12 protein-coding genes and 5 pseudogenes are annotated in these 14,991 nt (G+C 59.6%); 11 read left to right on the forward strand and 6 right to left on the reverse strand.

Translation table 11 applies throughout. The features are described from left to right. Positions 1–45: 45 nt before the first annotated feature. Positions 46–1,335 (reverse strand): annotated as a pseudogene (locus ACMXYH_RS10105) (HAMP domain-containing protein); the annotation flags it as partial. Positions 1,336–1,662: 327 nt separating this feature from the next. On the opposite strand from ACMXYH_RS10105, the gene ACMXYH_RS10110 reads away from it, so the two are divergent. The 3 genes and pseudogenes from ACMXYH_RS10110 to ACMXYH_RS10120 form a co-directional block, all read left to right on the forward strand. Continuing rightward, the gene (locus ACMXYH_RS10110) at positions 1,663–2,979 is read left to right on the forward strand and encodes a Na+/H+ antiporter family protein (protein ID WP_165353304.1); all 1,317 of its coding nucleotides are present in this window, start codon (positions 1,663–1,665) and stop codon (positions 2,977–2,979) included. A gap of 215 nt (positions 2,980–3,194) precedes the next feature. After that, a pseudogene (locus tag ACMXYH_RS10115) lies at positions 3,195–3,965 on the forward strand (cache domain-containing protein); the annotation flags it as partial. Between the two features lie 318 nt (positions 3,966–4,283). Continuing rightward, positions 4,284–4,871: pseudogene (locus ACMXYH_RS10120) on the forward strand (methyl-accepting chemotaxis protein); the annotation flags it as partial. A gap of 47 nt (positions 4,872–4,918) precedes the next feature. Here the strand turns inward: ACMXYH_RS10120 and ACMXYH_RS10125 are convergent. Together ACMXYH_RS10125 and ACMXYH_RS10130 are read right to left on the reverse strand one after the other, a co-directional pair. After that, a pseudogene (locus ACMXYH_RS10125) lies at positions 4,919–5,880 on the reverse strand (IS110 family transposase). Between the two features lie 241 nt (positions 5,881–6,121). Then, the gene (locus ACMXYH_RS10130; protein WP_415766998.1) at positions 6,122–7,057 is read right to left on the reverse strand and encodes a LysR family transcriptional regulator; all 936 of its coding nucleotides are present in this window, start codon (positions 7,055–7,057) and stop codon (positions 6,122–6,124) included. Positions 7,058–7,297: 240 nt separating this feature from the next. Between ACMXYH_RS10130 and ACMXYH_RS10135 the strand changes: the two genes are divergently transcribed. The 3 genes from ACMXYH_RS10135 (at position 7,298) to ACMXYH_RS10145 (ending at position 8,566) form a co-directional block, all read left to right on the forward strand. Continuing rightward, entirely contained in the window at positions 7,298–7,792 is a 495-nt protein-coding gene (locus tag ACMXYH_RS10135; RefSeq protein WP_129437074.1) for a DMT family transporter, read from the forward strand. Further along, positions 7,792–8,247 carry a DMT family transporter gene (locus ACMXYH_RS10140; RefSeq protein WP_415766999.1) on the forward strand — a complete coding sequence of 152 codons (456 nt, stop codon included), beginning with the start codon at positions 7,792–7,794 and terminating at the stop codon, positions 8,245–8,247. The genes ACMXYH_RS10135 and ACMXYH_RS10140 overlap by 1 nt, the downstream gene beginning before the upstream one ends. A gap of 154 nt (positions 8,248–8,401) precedes the next feature. Continuing rightward, on the forward strand, positions 8,402–8,566 hold the full coding sequence (locus ACMXYH_RS10145) for a metallothionein (RefSeq protein ID WP_129437072.1): 165 nt from the start codon (positions 8,402–8,404) through the stop codon (positions 8,564–8,566). A gap of 47 nt (positions 8,567–8,613) precedes the next feature. Here the strand turns inward: ACMXYH_RS10145 and ACMXYH_RS10150 are convergent, their stop codons facing one another. Further along, positions 8,614–8,841, reverse strand: coding sequence for a DUF6555 family protein (locus ACMXYH_RS10150; RefSeq protein ID WP_129437071.1), 228 nt, complete (start codon positions 8,839–8,841; stop codon positions 8,614–8,616). Positions 8,842–8,987: 146 nt separating this feature from the next. Between ACMXYH_RS10150 and ACMXYH_RS10155 the strand changes: the two genes are divergently transcribed. The 3 genes from ACMXYH_RS10155 to ACMXYH_RS10165 all read left to right on the forward strand — a co-directional run bounded on the left by ACMXYH_RS10155 (position 8,988) and on the right by ACMXYH_RS10165 (position 11,137). Beyond that, entirely contained in the window at positions 8,988–9,773 is a 786-nt protein-coding gene (locus ACMXYH_RS10155; RefSeq protein ID WP_415767000.1) for an AraC family transcriptional regulator, read from the forward strand. Positions 9,774–9,978: 205 nt separating this feature from the next. Further along, positions 9,979–10,152 carry a DUF1427 family protein gene (locus ACMXYH_RS10160; RefSeq protein ID WP_080932063.1) on the forward strand — a complete coding sequence of 58 codons (174 nt, stop codon included), beginning with the start codon at positions 9,979–9,981 and terminating at the stop codon, positions 10,150–10,152. A gap of 28 nt (positions 10,153–10,180) precedes the next feature. Next, a complete protein-coding gene (locus ACMXYH_RS10165) occupies positions 10,181–11,137 on the forward strand; it encodes a quinone oxidoreductase family protein (RefSeq protein ID WP_415767001.1) in 957 nt (318 codons plus the stop codon). Between the two features lie 118 nt (positions 11,138–11,255). On the opposite strand, the pseudogene ACMXYH_RS10170 reads toward ACMXYH_RS10165, so the two are convergent. Continuing rightward, positions 11,256–11,534 (reverse strand): annotated as a pseudogene (locus ACMXYH_RS10170) (purine nucleoside permease); the annotation flags it as partial. Further along, complete coding sequence (locus ACMXYH_RS10175; RefSeq protein ID WP_347806084.1) at positions 11,535–12,491, reverse strand: nucleoside-specific channel-forming protein Tsx; 957 nt, start codon at positions 12,489–12,491, stop codon at positions 11,535–11,537. It lies immediately after the preceding pseudogene. Between the two features lie 243 nt (positions 12,492–12,734). On the opposite strand from ACMXYH_RS10175, the gene selD reads away from it, so the two are divergent. Then, on the forward strand, positions 12,735–13,769 hold the full coding sequence (gene selD, locus ACMXYH_RS10180; protein ID WP_415767002.1) for a selenide, water dikinase SelD: 1,035 nt from the start codon (positions 12,735–12,737) through the stop codon (positions 13,767–13,769). After that, positions 13,769–14,872, forward strand: a complete 1,104-nt coding sequence (gene mnmH, locus ACMXYH_RS10185) for a tRNA 2-selenouridine(34) synthase MnmH (RefSeq protein WP_415767003.1) — start codon at positions 13,769–13,771, stop codon at positions 14,870–14,872. The genes selD and mnmH overlap by 1 nt, the downstream gene beginning before the upstream one ends. Positions 14,873–14,991: the final 119 nt, after the last annotated feature.

Raw genomic sequence — 14,991 nt, forward strand, 5'->3', positions numbered from 1 at the left:
CTGCACCGAGCGTTTGACCTCGGCGATGATCGGTTGCAGCTTGTCGAGGAAGCGGTTGAACCACCCGGCCAATTGGCCGAGTTCGTCCTGCTTGTCGTAGGCCAGGCGGCGGGTCAGATCGCCTTCACCGCTGGCAATGTCTTCGAGCATGTGCGCCACACCCAGGATCGGCCTGGTCACGCTGCGGGCCATCAGCCACACCAGCAACAGGCCAATCAACGCGGCCAGCACACCCAGGCCGAGTTCGACCAGGGTGCCGGCGGTGTTGCTTTCATCGAGTTGTTTTTTCAGCGCTTCAGCGGGGCCGACCAGGACTTTCTCCGGCACCTCAAGCAACACGCCCCAGGACTTGCCACCGGGAATCGGCTGGAACGGCGACAGCACTTTGAGTTGTTGATTGTTGTGCAGGCTTTCGGTCTTGCTGCTGGCGGCGAGCATGCGGATCAGCTCGGCACCGTTGGTCTTGTCCACGGTGTCCAGGCGCTGGCTGAGCTTGCTGGCGTCCGGGCTGTAACCGGCCAGCAAGCCGACCGGGCTGATGATGCTGACGTTGGTCTGGCCATCATAGAGCTTCTTGCTCGCACCCTGGCTTACGGCTTGCAGGCTGTTGAGGTTGATGTCCACCGACAGCGAAGCGATGACCTTGCCGTTGACCATCAGCGGGAAAACGATACTAGTCATCAGCACGTTCTGGCCGTCGATCACGTAGAAGTAGGGTTCGATCACGCAGGGCTTGAGGGTCGTGCGCGGGCAGGTGAACCAGGCGTTGGCCGGTTCGCCGCTGGGGCCGGTGCTGGTGTCGGCCATGTCGCTTTCCGGTAGCGCCATCAACGTCACCTTACCCGGTGTCGGCTGCGACCAATAGAGCGCGAAACGGCCCTTGTCGTTGCTGCCCAACTCGGCCTGGCCGGCGAACAGATCGTCCTTACCGTCCAGCGCGTTGGCTTCGAACACCAGCGAGAGGCCGAGCAGGTCCGGGTTGGCTTGCAGGGCCGACTTGACCTGACGTGTCAGGTCTTCACGCAGGTCAAAGGCATCGAGAAAGCGCTTCTCGGCCTGGTCGCGCAGGAACAGCACCTGGCGCGAAAAGCCGTGGCCATATTGATAGGCGTCCATGAACTGCTGGCGAATGCCCAGCGCCTGGTTTTCACCCTGGGATTCGATCCGGGCCTGGGCCGCTTCGGTGAGCATCTCCATGCTGGATGCTTTCACCATCTCGGAGCTGTGCTCCATGCGATACAGCGAAAGACCCACCAGCAGGGTCACGATGCCGGCCAGGCACAGCCCGGCCAGCAGGGTGATTTTCCATTGAATGGAAAGTTGTCTGAGCGACATGGAGACGTCCTTTATTCGATAAATATCTGAGACTTTGCACTGTAACGGCCGCGATTCGGCTTTCTTTATGATCCCTGACGAATAACCATTTCTCCCTGTAGGAGCTGCCGAAGGCTGCGATCTTTTGATCTTTACGTCCTTGATGGCGCCGGAAGATCAAAAGATCGCAGCCTGCGGCAGCTCCTACGGGGATTTGCGTTGGCTTTGACAAGGTGGCAGCGGTCCGGCACAGTGCGCGCCCTCTAATAAAACCCTCTCATTTAATCCGCTGGCGGCTCTTTGCAGACTGCCGGCCGGACTCTTTCCGTTTGCCTTGAGGTAACGATGATTAATGCTGTAATTGCCGCGGTCGGCGTCATGCTGATCCTCAGCCTGTCCCGCGTGCACGTTGTAATCGCGCTGATCGTGGGCGCCCTGGTGGGTGGTTTGACCGGTGGCCTGGGCATCGAGGCAACATTGAAAGCCTTCAACAGCGGCCTTGGTGGCGGCGCGACGGTCGCGTTGTCCTACGCATTGCTCGGCGCTTTCGCCGTGGCCATTGCCAAGTCCGGCCTGGCGCATGCCCTGGCAGACAAAGCCTTGCTGATGGTCGACCGTCAGCACGTCAGCGGTGGCCGTCAGGTCAAATGGCTGTTGATCGGTTTGCTGTGGGTGGTGGCCATCGCTTCGCAGAACATTCTGCCGATACATATCGCCTTTATTCCACTGCTGGTGCCGCCACTGTTATATGTGCTGACCAAGCTGCAACTGGACCGCCGGTTGATTGCCTGTGTCATGACCTTCGGCTTGATTACGCCGTACATGTTCTTGCCCGTGGGCTTCGGCAACATCTTCCTTAATGAAATCCTGCTGGCCAACGTCGCCCGTAGTGGTGTGGACATCAGCGGCATCAACGTCACCCATGCCATGGGGATTCCGGCATTGGGCATGTTCGTCGGGCTCGCGGCAGCGTTTGTCAGCTACCGCAAGAAGCGCGTCTACGATCTGGAAAAGATCGAGCAAGTCGAACAGGTCGCGGTGCAGTACAACCCGCTGAGCCTGATGGTCGCCGGTCTGGCCATTGCGGTGGCGTTCATCATTCAGCTGTTGCTGGATTCGATGATCATCGGTGCGTTGGCTGGCTTTCTGATTTTTTCGGTGTCGGGGATCGTGAAGTGGCGTGAAACCGACGATCTGTTCACCGAAGGCATGAAGATGATGGCGATGATCGGTTTCATCATGATCGCCGCGTCCGGTTTTGCCGAGGTGATGAAAGCCACTGGTCAGGTGCAGACACTGGTCGAGGCCTCGGCCTCGTGGATCGATCACAGCAAAGGCATTGGCGCGTTGCTGATGTTGCTGGTCGGACTGTTGGTGACCATGGGCATCGGTTCGTCGTTTTCCACAGTGCCGATCCTGGCAGCGATTTTTGTGCCGTTGTGCGTGCAACTGGGCTTTAGCCCGATTGCCATTGTTTGTATCGTTGGGACTGCCGGCGCCTTGGGTGACGCCGGTTCGCCAGCCTCGGACTCGACCCTCGGCCCGACCTCGGGCCTGAACATCGACGGCCAGCATCACCACATCTGGGACACCGTGGTCCCGACCTTCCTGCACTACAACCTGCCGCTGCTGGCGTTCGGCTGGGTGGCGGCGATGGTCTTGTAACCCATTGCTCACTGGTCAACCCGGAACAAATGTGGGAGCGGGCTTGCTCGCGAAGACGGCGGCACATCCAGCATTGATGTGACTGACATACCGCTTTCGCGAGCAAGCCCGCTCCCACATTTGATTCGGGTGACCCTTCACTCAACTTTTGGCCTGGCGTGCCGTTAAAGCCTTTAACCACGCCAATAAAATCAAAAGAGTGAACCGTCATGCGCATGAGCCTGAAGGCTAAAGTCCTGTCCCTTGCCGTCCTCCCGGTGTTGCTCTTTGCGCTGGTCATCAGCCTGACCACGTTGTTCATTCTGCAGGAGCAGGCCCGCAAGGAAGTCGAGGAAACTCGCCAGCGCCTGCTCAGCGATGCCAAGGCGACGCTGCAAAGCTACGTCGCCGTGGCCATGACCACGATCAAACCGCTGTACGATGCGGCCGCCCCCGGTGATGACGCGGCGCGGGCCCAAGTGGTCAAGTTGCTGTCGAGCATCACCTACGGCAAGGACGGCTACTTCTTCGGCTACGACTCCAACACCGTGCGCCTGTTCAAGGCCAACAGCCCTGAAGGCGTGGGCCAGAGCTTCAAGGACAACCGCGATCCGAACGGCGTCTACGTCAACCGCGACCTGGTGAAAGTCGCGAAGGACGGCACCCACTATCTGCAATACAGCTCACCGCTGCCCGGCAACACCCAAGTGCTGGTGCCGAAACTGGGCTACACCGAATACCTGCCGAAGTGGGACATGGCGGTCGGTACGTCGGTCAACCTCGACGGCATCGAAGCCCAAGTGGCACTGGTCGAAATCAAGGTCCAGGAGCGCATGCAAGGCGTGGTGCTGAGCATCGTCGGGATTGCTGCCGTGGTGCTGTTGGTGATTGCCGCCGCCGGGATGCTGCTGGCCAACACCATCCTGCGTCCGCTGAACCTGATGAAAGCCAACCTCGATGACATCGCGGCGGGTGAGGGCGACCTGACGCGTCGCCTGACCATCACCAGCCAGGACGAGCTCGGCGAACTGGCCGGCTCGTTCAACCGTTTTGTCGACAAGATCCACGGCCTGGTGCGCCAGATCACCGAAATGACCTCGCAACTGACCGGGCTGGTGAATCAGGTCTCCGATCAGGCCCAGCGTTCGGATCAGGCCATGGAACGTCAGCGTCACGAGACCGATCAGGTCGCCACGGCGATCAACCAAATGTCCGCCGCTGCTCAGGAAGTGGCGAAAAGCGCTCAAAACGCCGCGGTGGCCGCCCAGCAGACCGACGAAGAAGGCCAGGCTGCCAAGCGTGTGGTGGCCGGCAGCATTGTAAAGATTCATGCATTGGTGGACGACATTCGCAGCAGTGGCGTGTCTCTGGACAGTTTGCAAAAAGACGTGTCGTCGATTGTCAGCGTGCTTGGGGTGATTCGTTCGATTGCCGAGCAGACCAACCTGTTGGCACTCAACGCCGCCATTGAAGCCGCTCGTGCCGGTGAGGCCGGGCGTGGCTTTGCCGTGGTGGCCGATGAGGTTCGAGCGCTGGCCAGTCGTACACAAATCAGCACCCAGGAAATCCAGGGCATGATCGATCGCTTGCAGGCCGGCACTCAGTCGGCGGTGGAAGCGATGCGCCGTTCCAGCGAGGCCGGCGACGGCACTTCGGCTCAGGCCAACGAGGCCGGCGCTTCGCTCGATACCATGGCCCAGCTGATTGGCACCATCAACTCGATGAACGCGCAGATCGCCAGCGCCGCCGAAGAGCAGACCGCCGTGGCCGAAGAGATCAATCGCAGCGTGCATCAGATCGCCGTGGCCGTGGACAGCGTCGCCGACGAAACCCAACTCGGCGCCCAGACTTCCCGCAGCCTCGCCGACCTCGGTCAGCGCCTGGGCAAACTGGTGGGGCAGTTCCGTATCTGACTTTATTCACCGAATATTGGAGGCAAGCACTGAACCTGTGGGAGATTCTATGTTGCAGGGCAACCCCGCAACTTCAGGCCGGCTGGTATTTGCTCTGATTTTTCATCAGGGCAAATGCCACCCGGCAGAGTTTCCGGGCAAGGGCCACCAATGCCTGGGTTTTCGAGAAGCCTCTTGCCAAATATGACTCGTAAAACGGTTTCCATTTAGCTGAGCGACAGGCTGCCATTGCGGCGTTGTAAGCCAACCGGCGTACTTCCGGATCCCCTTTTTTGGTCAAGTGCCGGGGGCCGTTCTTCTTCCCGGAGTCATCGACCGTAAGGTCCATCCCTAGAAACGCGATGAACGCATCACTATTGGCAAAATCACCGCGCATAAAGGTCGTCGCCAACCCGGTTGCAGTCAGTTCGCCAACCCCTTCGATGGCTTTGCAGCGGTCGATATTCTCTTCAATACCCGCCTCTTTGCAGACCTTGCGCAGCAGTTTCTGAATGGCCTGATCCGCTTGCTTGAAGGCCTTTTGCTGGGCGGTCTGCACTTTCTTCAACAAGGGTTCATTGGCCCAGCTCAGCATCAGACCGGCATGGTTCTGGATTAGCGTTGCACGCCTGTGGAGCAGGCTTTTCAGCGAGGTGTAGGCCTTGGGTGGCGGGCTCCAGATCCGCAGTCCGTCTTGTTCGTTCGTCAAATAACGCGCCAGCAGACGGGCATCGCAGGGATCGTTCTTGGCTCGCTGGCCGATGCCGCGGCGATAGTTGCTCACCCGATAAGCATCCACGACATAGACCTGGTGACCCATCGCATGGGCCAACTCGACAGTGTCCAGGTGGTAGATGTTGGTGGCTTCAACGGCGATAGCGCTTTGGGCGGGCAATGTTTTAAGCCAGCGTTTAAGGGCTGTTCGATCGTTCTTGATGGCGTCAGTGGTTTGCAGGTCGGAGCGATAGATAACTATTTCAGCCTTGGCGATATCGATGCCAACAACCGTCTGCGAAGTAAGGATTGTCATGACGAATCCTCGGAGCTAGGGTTTAAGAGCTTGTCGGGGTCTACCGTTGCGCTGGCTTGCCTCTATCGTCGGTTTTACCGATGAATTCCTTATCGGCGCTTTGGGTAGAAAGGGCGGGACGAGAAGTCTCCCACGGTCTGTACTGGTCAGAGTCAGAATCGAGCTTTTAGTCCCGCCCACCCCTTCAAGTCTAAACATACAAGCGAGCTCGCTCCCACAGGGGTTGTGGTGCCGACAGACATTACGGTCTGTCCCAGTAGGGCACCGTTCCAAAACACTCGACAAAAAAATCAATCACCGTCCGCACCTTCACCGACAACCGTCGGCTGCCGGGCCACAGCACCGCAATCTGCTGCGGCTCAAGGCTGTTGGACACCTGATACGCCCCCAGCACCGGCACCAGCGTGCCATTGCGCACCGCCTCACCAATCAGCCACGACGGAAACATCACCAGCCCCAAGCCTTGTTCGGCGGCTTGGGTCAGGGTGTCGGCGTGGTTGCCGGTGATCGGCCCCTTCACCGACCAAGGTGTCCAGTCCTGCTGATCCTTGCGGAAAAACCAGCGCTGCTGGCCGGTCACGCCCTTGTAGGCCAGGCACTGATGCGCGGCCAGTTCTTCGGGATGTTGCGGCGTGCCGTGACGTTCCAAATAGGCCGGGCTCGCGGCGACTTGAAAACGATGGGGCGCCAGAATCCGCGCCTGCATGCTCGAATCGTGCAGCGGGCCGATGCGAAACAGCAGGTCGGCGCCTTCCTGTAGCGGGTCGACGTAGCTGTCGGTCTGCTGGATATCCAGTTGCAGTTTCGGGTAGCGCTCGCAGAGCCGTCCCAGCCACGGCGTCAAGTGCCGTTGGCCAAACACCACTGGCGCATTGATCCGCACCAGTCCGCTCGGTTCGCTTTGCTGTTCCTGCAAGGCCTGTTCGGCCTCTTCGAGTTGCACCAGCACCAGCCGCGCGTGATGACCGAGCATGCGCCCGGCTTCGGTGGGCGAGACGGCGCGGGTGTGGCGATACAGCAATTGCTGGCTCAGGGCTTGCTCCATCAATTGGATCTGCCGGGAAATCGAAGAGGGTGCCAGGCCTTCGCGGCGGGCGACTTCGGAAAAACTGCCGTGGTCCAGCACCGCTACAAACAGCCGAAGTGCCTTGAATCCCAGTTCGTTGAGGCCATGCATGACGAATCCTGCTGTGCGAGTTACGCAAAAGTGTTGTCAGGATGCTCCCATTTATCGCAAAGGATCGCCAGCCGATAATGCGCGCCTATTCCACTGAGAACACAAAACCCTGTGGGAGCGAGCTTGCTCGCGAAAGCGGTCTTCCAGCCAATATTTGTATCGACTGACACACCGCTTTCGCGAGCAAGCTCGCGCCCACAAGGTCCCGTGTTTTATCTGATGACTGGCAGGTGTTTCTCTATGCAATCTTCTTCAATCGACGACGTTGGCGTTGTCGCCACGCCGACCACCCAACCGGGGCTGCGACTGTTGCTGCTGCCGCTGGTGATTCTGGCCGGCATGGGCCTGTCCGTGGAGGCCGGTTTGCTCGGGCCGCTCGGGGTTCAGGTCGGGCACTTGTGGGCGACCTTGAGCATCTTCGGTGTCGGCTCGGCGATTCTGTTTTTATTGTTGCTGTTCAGCGGTCGGCAACAGGGACCGGCCTTGAATGAGCTGCCGCGCTGGCAGTTGATCGGCGGGTTTTTGGGGCCGATGTACGTGATCGTGCTGACCTTGGCCACGCCGCACATCGGCATTGCCATGACCATGATCGCAATCCTCTCCGGGCAGGTCGGCAAAAGCGTGTTGATCGACCACTTCGGCTGGTTCGGCGCCACCCGCAAGAAGGTCAACGGTGAACGCTGGCTGGCCTTGCTGCTGATTGTCGCGGCACTTGTTCTGATCGCTCGGGGTTGATGATGAATCTGATTATTTTGTTGGCGGTGGTCGTGGCGGCCGGTGCGGTATTGAGTGTTCAGGCGGCGATCAATGGGCGGTTGGGCGAAACGGTGGGCGTGTTGCGCAGCAGTTTGTTGACCTTCGTGGTCGGTGCCGTGACCACCGGGTTGCTGATTCTGTTTTTCGAACCGGCACATGCCGTGAGTTTGCTGGACGTGCCGAAATGGCAGCTCAGCGGTGCACTGTTCGGAGTGGTGTACATGATGGTGATGGTTGGCGCGGTGCCGCGGGTCGGCGCGGCAGTGGCGACGGTGGCGGTGATCGTCGGGCAACTGGGGATGGGGATCCTGATCGATAACTTCGGCTGGCTGGGCAACCCGGCGATCGAGTTGTCGAGTAGCCGGATGCTGGCGATGGTGTGTCTCGCGTTGGCGTTGCTGTTCATGTATCGCAGCAGTACCCGGCAGGCATAACGCTGACCCTCATGTAGGAGCTGCCGCAGGCTGCGATCTTTTGATTTTTTGTTTCAAAAGCAAGATCAAAAGATCGCAGCCTGCGGCAGCTCCTACACTGGTAAGACGGTGCACATCGGCGGCACCAGACGACCATAACCCTGGAGTCAGACTCATGATCGACAGTGAAAGTATCTGCGACTGCCCAAAATGCTCCTGCAAACTGGGCGAACATCCGATCGCGCGCCACGGCAAGCACTATTGCTGTGAAGCCTGCGCCAAGCACCACGAACATGGCGAAGAATGTGCCAGCAAGGGCTGCAAGTGCGCCAAACGCTGACCACTCATCCAAAAAAAGGTGGAGCCTGATCGGGCTCCACTTTCATTTCAATTTGCCGGCCGCCACTTGACGTTTTCCACGCCGAACTTCTCCGCCATCGGCTTGCTGGTTTTTTGCACCTTCTCTCGGCCGAAGCGAGGGATTCGTCCGACTCCCGCGTCGCAACTTGCCCAATGCCAGGCCTCCGCACTATCCATCTTGTCCAGGCGGATGATGAAAGACTTGGGCGCGCCATGAAGGGTGTATTCAATGACGAAAAGTTTTGCGTTGTTCATAAAGCCCATATTCCTCCTTGTGGTAATACAAGGATCGTTGGCGTTACGGAAAATTCACTCGAATTGTCAGATGGAGGCCGCCAGTGGCGACAAGGCCGGTGGCTCGTTACCATGCAATATCTGAAACTCCCCAATGATTGCTGCCCATGGCCCTTGCCGCGCCCCCAGACCTGAGTGACACCGATGTGCCCGTGCAACCGCTGGCGCGCACCTATCCGCGCGGCTTGTACATCGAGCCGCATGAGCATGTCTGGGGGCAGTTGCTGTATGCAATGAGCGGGGTGATGTGGGTCGAGACGCCCCATGAAGCGCTGGTGGTGCCGCCGCAACGAGCGGTGTGGCTGCCGCCAGGTATGCCCCACGGGATTCGGGTGGTTTCGGATTTACAGATGCGCAACATCTATTTGCGGCCCTCATTGGCGGCGACGCTGGACGACACGGTTCAGGTGATCGAAGTCGGCGGACTGCTGCGTGAGCTGATCGTCGGGTTGGTGGAGCAGGGCGACGATGGCGCGCCCGAGTATTACGAAGCGCTGGTCGGCCTGGCGCTGCTGGAGCTTAGGCGAGCCAGGCGCTCGCTGCTGAAAATCCCCTTGCCGGATGATTCCGACCGACGCCTGATGAACCTGTGCCAGGCGGTCATGGCCGCGCCATCGCTGGACATTGCCTTCGAACAACACGCCGAAAACGCCGGTGCCAGCGTGCGTACGCTGGCGCGGTTGTTCAAGGACGGTTTGGGCATGGGCTTCGCCGAATGGCGGCGCCAGGTGCAACTGGCGACGGCGGTGGCGGAGTTGATCCAGGGCGTGCCGGTCAGTGCGATTGCCCGGGAGCTGGGTTATTCACCGAGCAGCTTCAGCGACATGTTCCGACGGGAATTGGGCGTCGCGCCTTCGCAATTTTCCGCGAGCCAACGCCAGGTCCAGTCATAACGAAAACCTGTAGGAGCTGCCGCAGGCTGCGATCTTTTGATGTTGCCCTTTAAAAACAAGATCAAAAGATCGCAGCCTGCGGCAGCTCACGCTTGCCTTGCCTCCGGCATTAGCGCTTTGGCCGATATTCAGAAGCACTTGGCCGGTGCTCGTCGCTACTGATCTTTAGACTCCGGGCATACCTTAATTAGCCACGGAGTCCGCCATGAGCTACCTCATCTCATTGGTCATCGGTCTGGGCGTCGGTCTGCTCTACGGCGCTCTTGATTTTCGTTCCCCCGCACCGCCGGCCATCGCGCTGGTAGGGCTGCTCGGCATGTTGGCGGGTGAGAAGGTGTGGCCAATGGGCCGGCAGCTGGTCACTGGCTGGATCTCCTGAACCGTTTATTCATTCGAGGGAAACGCTCATGAAAGCACTGCAATTCGACAAGACCGGTGACCTCTCGGCCCTGCGCTACGTTGAGGTTCCAACCCCCGTCCCCGGCGCCGATGAAGTGCTGATCCAGATCAAGGCCGCCGGCCTCAACCCCAGCGATGTGAAGAACGTGCTCGGGCGTTTTCCCTACACCACACTGCCGCGGATTCCCGGTCGTGATTTCGCCGGTGTAGTCGTTGAAGGCCCGCAGGCGCTGATCGGTCAGGAAGTCTGGGGCACCGGCCGTGAATTGGGATTTTTCGCCGATGGCTCGCACGCACAATTCGTCAAACTGCCGGCCAATGGCGTGGCGCAAAAGCCGACCCATCTGAGTTTTGCCCAGGCTGCAAGCCTCGGCGTGCCGTACACCACGGCGTGGGATGCGTTGGAGCGCAGTCTCGTGACGGCCGAAACCCGGTTGCTGGTGATCGGTGGCGGGGCGGTTGGCACTGCGGCGCTGGCGCTGGCCAAAGTGCGTGGCGCTCAAGTACTGGCAGCGGCGCGGCGGCCGGAACAGGTCAAGGATTTGCAGGCCCAGGGGTATCAGACGCTGCAACTGGATAAACCCGAGGATCTCGGTGCTCAGGTGAACGCCGTGTATGCCGGCGGCGCCGATGTGATTTTCGACACCACCGGTTTCTGGCTGCCGGCCTCGGTCCCGGCGCTGGCCGCGTTCGGTCGAATCGCGATCATCGCCGCGCCGGTGGACGGCATGGTGCAATTGCCGGCCCTGGCGCTGTATCGCAAGGGCGGTTCGGTGGTGGGGATCAACTCGTTGTTGTACGGCGTCCAGGCGTGTGCGGCGATGCTTGAGCAATTCGGCACGTTCTTCGATCAGGGCTTGTTGCCGTTGCCCGAGGGTTTGTTTGAATCGCCGTTGGAGGAAGGGCTGGCGCGGTATGCCGAGGTGAGTCAGGGCGGCAGTGACAAGGTGATTTTGTTGCCGTAACCCCAAACAATGTGGGAGCGAGCTTGCTCGCGATGAGGGCATGACAGTCAATGGAAATGTTGAATGTGATGGCCTCATCGCGAGCAAGCTCGCTCCCACAAGGTTTTGTATTGTCAGATCAAACCTCGGGAACACCGTTCTCCCACGCCGACCAGTTCTTCAAAATCTCCTGCACCAACGGATTCCCCGTCCGGTACAGGTTCTCCAGCGCCGGCACAAACCCTCCTTGATCCGCATACTTGAGCAGGTTATCCACCTCACTCTGGCCCGGGGCCGGCCGATCAAAATCGGAACCGGCACGCACCACCGCCAGTCGCTGGACATCCACCAAACCTTCACGACTCGCCCGCAGCAGCGCTTCATAAGTGGAGTTGTCTTCCTGCTGCGTCGTGCAGTACTAAAACTGATAACCGACGCCGGCGTAGTAACCCCAGCCGTCGGAACGGGCGCGGAAGTTACCGTCGCCGAAATTCAATTCGCTGCCATCCTCCCAGTTGCCGCCGTTGTGGAAATAACGGCCGACCAGGGTGAAACGCAAGTGGGTGAACGAGTACAGCAAGACGTTGGTGGCGACGGTGGCGTTGGCAGTGCGAGCCGGGTTGTCCTTGTGCAGGTCCGAGCCGAAGTCGAAGTTGGTGAACCCGATGTAGGTTAGTGACGCGCCGTTGCTGAAGCTGCTGATCGGCACGATGTATTTGAGTTGGGCGCGATAGCCGTCCCATGAATACTCGTTGCTGGCGCCGTAGTTTTCCCACTGGTAACGCCCATAGAAGTTGGCCGACAGGTTGACCCGCGAATGGGTGTCGATGTCGGTGCCCAGTCCGCTGTACAGCGTATTGGCACGGTTGGCGCTGTTGCTGCCGTGGTCGTAGATCCAGTCGAAGGCGACGTACCATTCCTTGAACGGCCCGATGGCCAGGCTGCGGCCGGCGAGGTAATCGATGGAGATCCGCGGTTCGTGCTCCATGAACACCGGCGAGCCGTGGTCCCATACGCCTTTGTCATGGCTGTTGCCGATGTCGAAAATCTTCGGGATGTCGATGTAGCCGTACAACTCGAACGGCCCCTTGCGCCCGAAGTACTCGTATTCCAGGTAGATATCGTCGGCCGGTTGCGGGCCGAAGCTGATGTCTTTGCTGCCGATGACGGTCAGGTCCTGATTGAACCAGTCCGAGAGGTACGCGCCTTTTTTCGGTGGGCTCGCTTCGGGGCTGAGGCTTTCGCCTTGGGCGGATTCTTCGGCGGGAGCGGGTTGCGCCAAAACAGTGCTGCTGAGTAGTCCTGTAACGCTGGCCAGCAGCAAAGAAACAGCAAAGGTGCGCGAGCAAGTCACGCGGCTGGACGTGCGGTGCATTAAAAATCCCTTTTCGTGCGGATCGAAGGCCCGGTTCTGCGAGCTTGCGCGGTTATGTATCGAAAACGTCTGCATTAGCGACACGCAAACGTTTGCATAAGACATACCAATTTTGCTCAAGGTATGGAAAAGGTTAGGGAATTGGTGGTTTAACTGTCCTTTCGGTCAACGATTCGTGGGGCCTCGGGGGAGGCGACGTTGATGTAGACTCTTCGGCACTGACTTCACGAGGTGTGTCCCCCCATGAGCGAACCGATTCGTCTGACCCAATACAGCCACGGCGCAGGATGCGGTTGCAAAATCTCTCCCCAGGTGTTGGAGGTGATTCTGGCCGGCAGCGGGGCGCAGAACCTTGACCCAAAACTCTGGGTCGGCAACGCCTCGCGCGATGATGCGGCGGTGTACGCCATTGATGAAGAGCGCGGCGTGGTGTCGACCACCGACTTCTTTATGCCGATCGTCGACGACCCCTTCGATTTCGGCCGCATCGCCGCCACCAATGCCATCAGCGACATCTATGCCATGGGCGGCGATCCGTTGATGGCGATTGCGATCCTTGGCTGGCCGGTCAACATACTGGCCCCGGAAATTGCCCGGGAAGTGATTCGCGGCGGGCGTTCGGTCTGCGATGAAGCCGGTATTCCGTTGGCCGGTGGGCACTCCATCGACGCGCCGGAGCCGATCTTCGGCCTCGCCGTGACCGGTCTGGTGGAAAAGCGCCATATGAAGCGCAACGACACCGCCACCGCCGGTTGCCTGCTTTACCTCACCAAACCGCTGGGCATCGGCATCCTCACCACCGCCGAGAAGAAGGGTAAATTGCGCCATGCCGACATCGGCCTGGCCCGCGACTGGATGTGCACCCTGAACAAACCCGGCAGCCGTTTCGGCAAACTCGAATGCGTCACCGCGATGACCGACGTCACCGGTTTTGGCCTGCTGGGGCATTTGGTAGAAATGGCCGACGGCAGCAACGTGACCGCTCGCATCGAGTACGACCGCGTGCCGCGTCTGCCGGGTGTCGAGTATTACCTTGACCAAGGCTGCGTGCCGGGCGGAACACTGCGCAACTTCGACAGCTACGCCAGCAAGCTTGGGCGTCTTCAGGAAATGCACAAACGCGTGCTCTGCGATCCGCAGACCAGTGGCGGTCTGCTGGTTGCGGTCACCCCCGAAGGCAACGAACACTTCCTCAAAGTAGCCGCCGAGCTGGGCCTGACCCTTGAGCCGATCGGTGAACTGATCGAGCGACAGACGAACGCGGTTGAGGTGTTTTGATGTCAATCGAATTCACCGATTACCGCGACATTTTCCTCAACGACCGACCGATGATGGATGCCCGTGCGCCGGTCGAATTTCTCAAAGGCTCATTCCCCGGCGTGATCAACCTGCCGCTGATGAATGACCATGAGCGGCAACGGGTCGGCACTTGTTACAAGCAACACGGCCAGCAAGCGGCCATTACGCTGGGGCACCAGTTGGTGTCCGGTGAGATAAAAGCCGGGCGCATCCAGGCCTGGGCCGATTTTGCCCGGGCTCATCCTGATGGGTATTTGTATTGTTTTCGCGGCGGTTTGCGCTCGCAGATCGTCCAGCAATGGCTCAAGGACGAGGCGGGCATCGACTATCCACGAGTGGGTGGCGGCTACAAGGCGATGCGCACCTTCTTGCTCGACACGCTCGATCAGGCGGTTGCCCAGAGTGATTTTGTCTTGCTGGGCGGCATGACCGGCACCGGTAAAACCGAAGTGCTCACGCAGTTGCGCAACGGGCTGGACCTTGAAGGTCACGCCCATCATCGCGGCTCCAGCTTCGGTAAACGCGCCATCGGCCAACCCTCCAACATCGATTTTGAAAACCGCCTGGCAGTGGACGTGCTGAAGAAGCGCGCCCACGGCATCGAGCAGTTTGTACTGGAAGACGAGAGCCGCGCGATCGGCAGTTGTGCGCTGCCGTTGCCGCTGTTTCAGGGCATGCAACAGTTCCCGATGGTCTGGCTGGAAGACAGCCTGGAAGGGCGGGTCGAACGGATTTTGCGCGATTACGTGGTGGACTTGTGTGCGGAGTTCATCGGCGTGCATGGCGATGAAGGCTTCGCGCTGTTTTCCGAGCGCTTGCTGGAGAGCCTGAACAATGTGCAGAAACGTCTGGGCGGTGAGTGCCATCGGCGGATGTTGATGTTGATGGAAGACGCGTTGGCGGAGCAGGCGAGCAGCGGGGCCGTGGACTTGCACCGGGGCTGGATCGAAGGGTTGCTTCGCGAGTATTACGACCCGATGTATGCGTTTCAGCGGGAGAAGAAGGGGGGGCGGATTGAGTTTGCCGGGGAGCGGACAGCGGTCCTTGAATATCTGCGAGCGCGCGTTTCCCAGCGAGGATAATGTCGTATTTGCCGGCCCCTTCGCGAGCAAGCCCGCTCCCACATTTGATTTTCAGTGAACCCAGATTTTTGTGTACTACCAAGATTCAGTGTGGGAGCGGGCTTGCTCGCGAAGGGGCC

Origin of the sequence: Pseudomonas frigoris (assembly GCF_047758635.1) — a bacterium.
In the GTDB taxonomy this organism is placed as follows: Bacteria; Pseudomonadota; Gammaproteobacteria; order Pseudomonadales; family Pseudomonadaceae; genus Aquipseudomonas; species Aquipseudomonas frigoris.

Bases quoted from the DNA above. Each gene is read 5' to 3' on its own strand.
- ACMXYH_RS10130 (WP_415766998.1), bottom strand. From the start codon at position 7,057: ATGCATGGCCTCAACGAACTGGGATTCAAGGCACTTCGGCTGTTTGTA.
- ACMXYH_RS10135 (WP_129437074.1), top strand. From the start codon at position 7,298: ATGCAATCTTCTTCAATCGACGACGTTGGCGTTGTCGCCACGCCGACC.
- ACMXYH_RS10140 (WP_415766999.1), top strand. From the start codon at position 7,792: ATGATGAATCTGATTATTTTGTTGGCGGTGGTCGTGGCGGCCGGTGCG.
- ACMXYH_RS10145 (WP_129437072.1), top strand. From the start codon at position 8,402: ATGATCGACAGTGAAAGTATCTGCGACTGCCCAAAATGCTCCTGCAAA.
- ACMXYH_RS10150 (WP_129437071.1), bottom strand. From the start codon at position 8,841: ATGAACAACGCAAAACTTTTCGTCATTGAATACACCCTTCATGGCGCG.
- ACMXYH_RS10155 (WP_415767000.1), top strand. From the start codon at position 8,988: ATGGCCCTTGCCGCGCCCCCAGACCTGAGTGACACCGATGTGCCCGTG.
- ACMXYH_RS10160 (WP_080932063.1), top strand. From the start codon at position 9,979: ATGAGCTACCTCATCTCATTGGTCATCGGTCTGGGCGTCGGTCTGCTC.
- ACMXYH_RS10165 (WP_415767001.1), top strand. From the start codon at position 10,181: ATGAAAGCACTGCAATTCGACAAGACCGGTGACCTCTCGGCCCTGCGC.
- ACMXYH_RS10175 (WP_347806084.1), bottom strand. From the start codon at position 12,491: ATGCACCGCACGTCCAGCCGCGTGACTTGCTCGCGCACCTTTGCTGTT.
- selD (WP_415767002.1), top strand. From the start codon at position 12,735: ATGAGCGAACCGATTCGTCTGACCCAATACAGCCACGGCGCAGGATGC.
- mnmH (WP_415767003.1), top strand. From the start codon at position 13,769: ATGTCAATCGAATTCACCGATTACCGCGACATTTTCCTCAACGACCGA.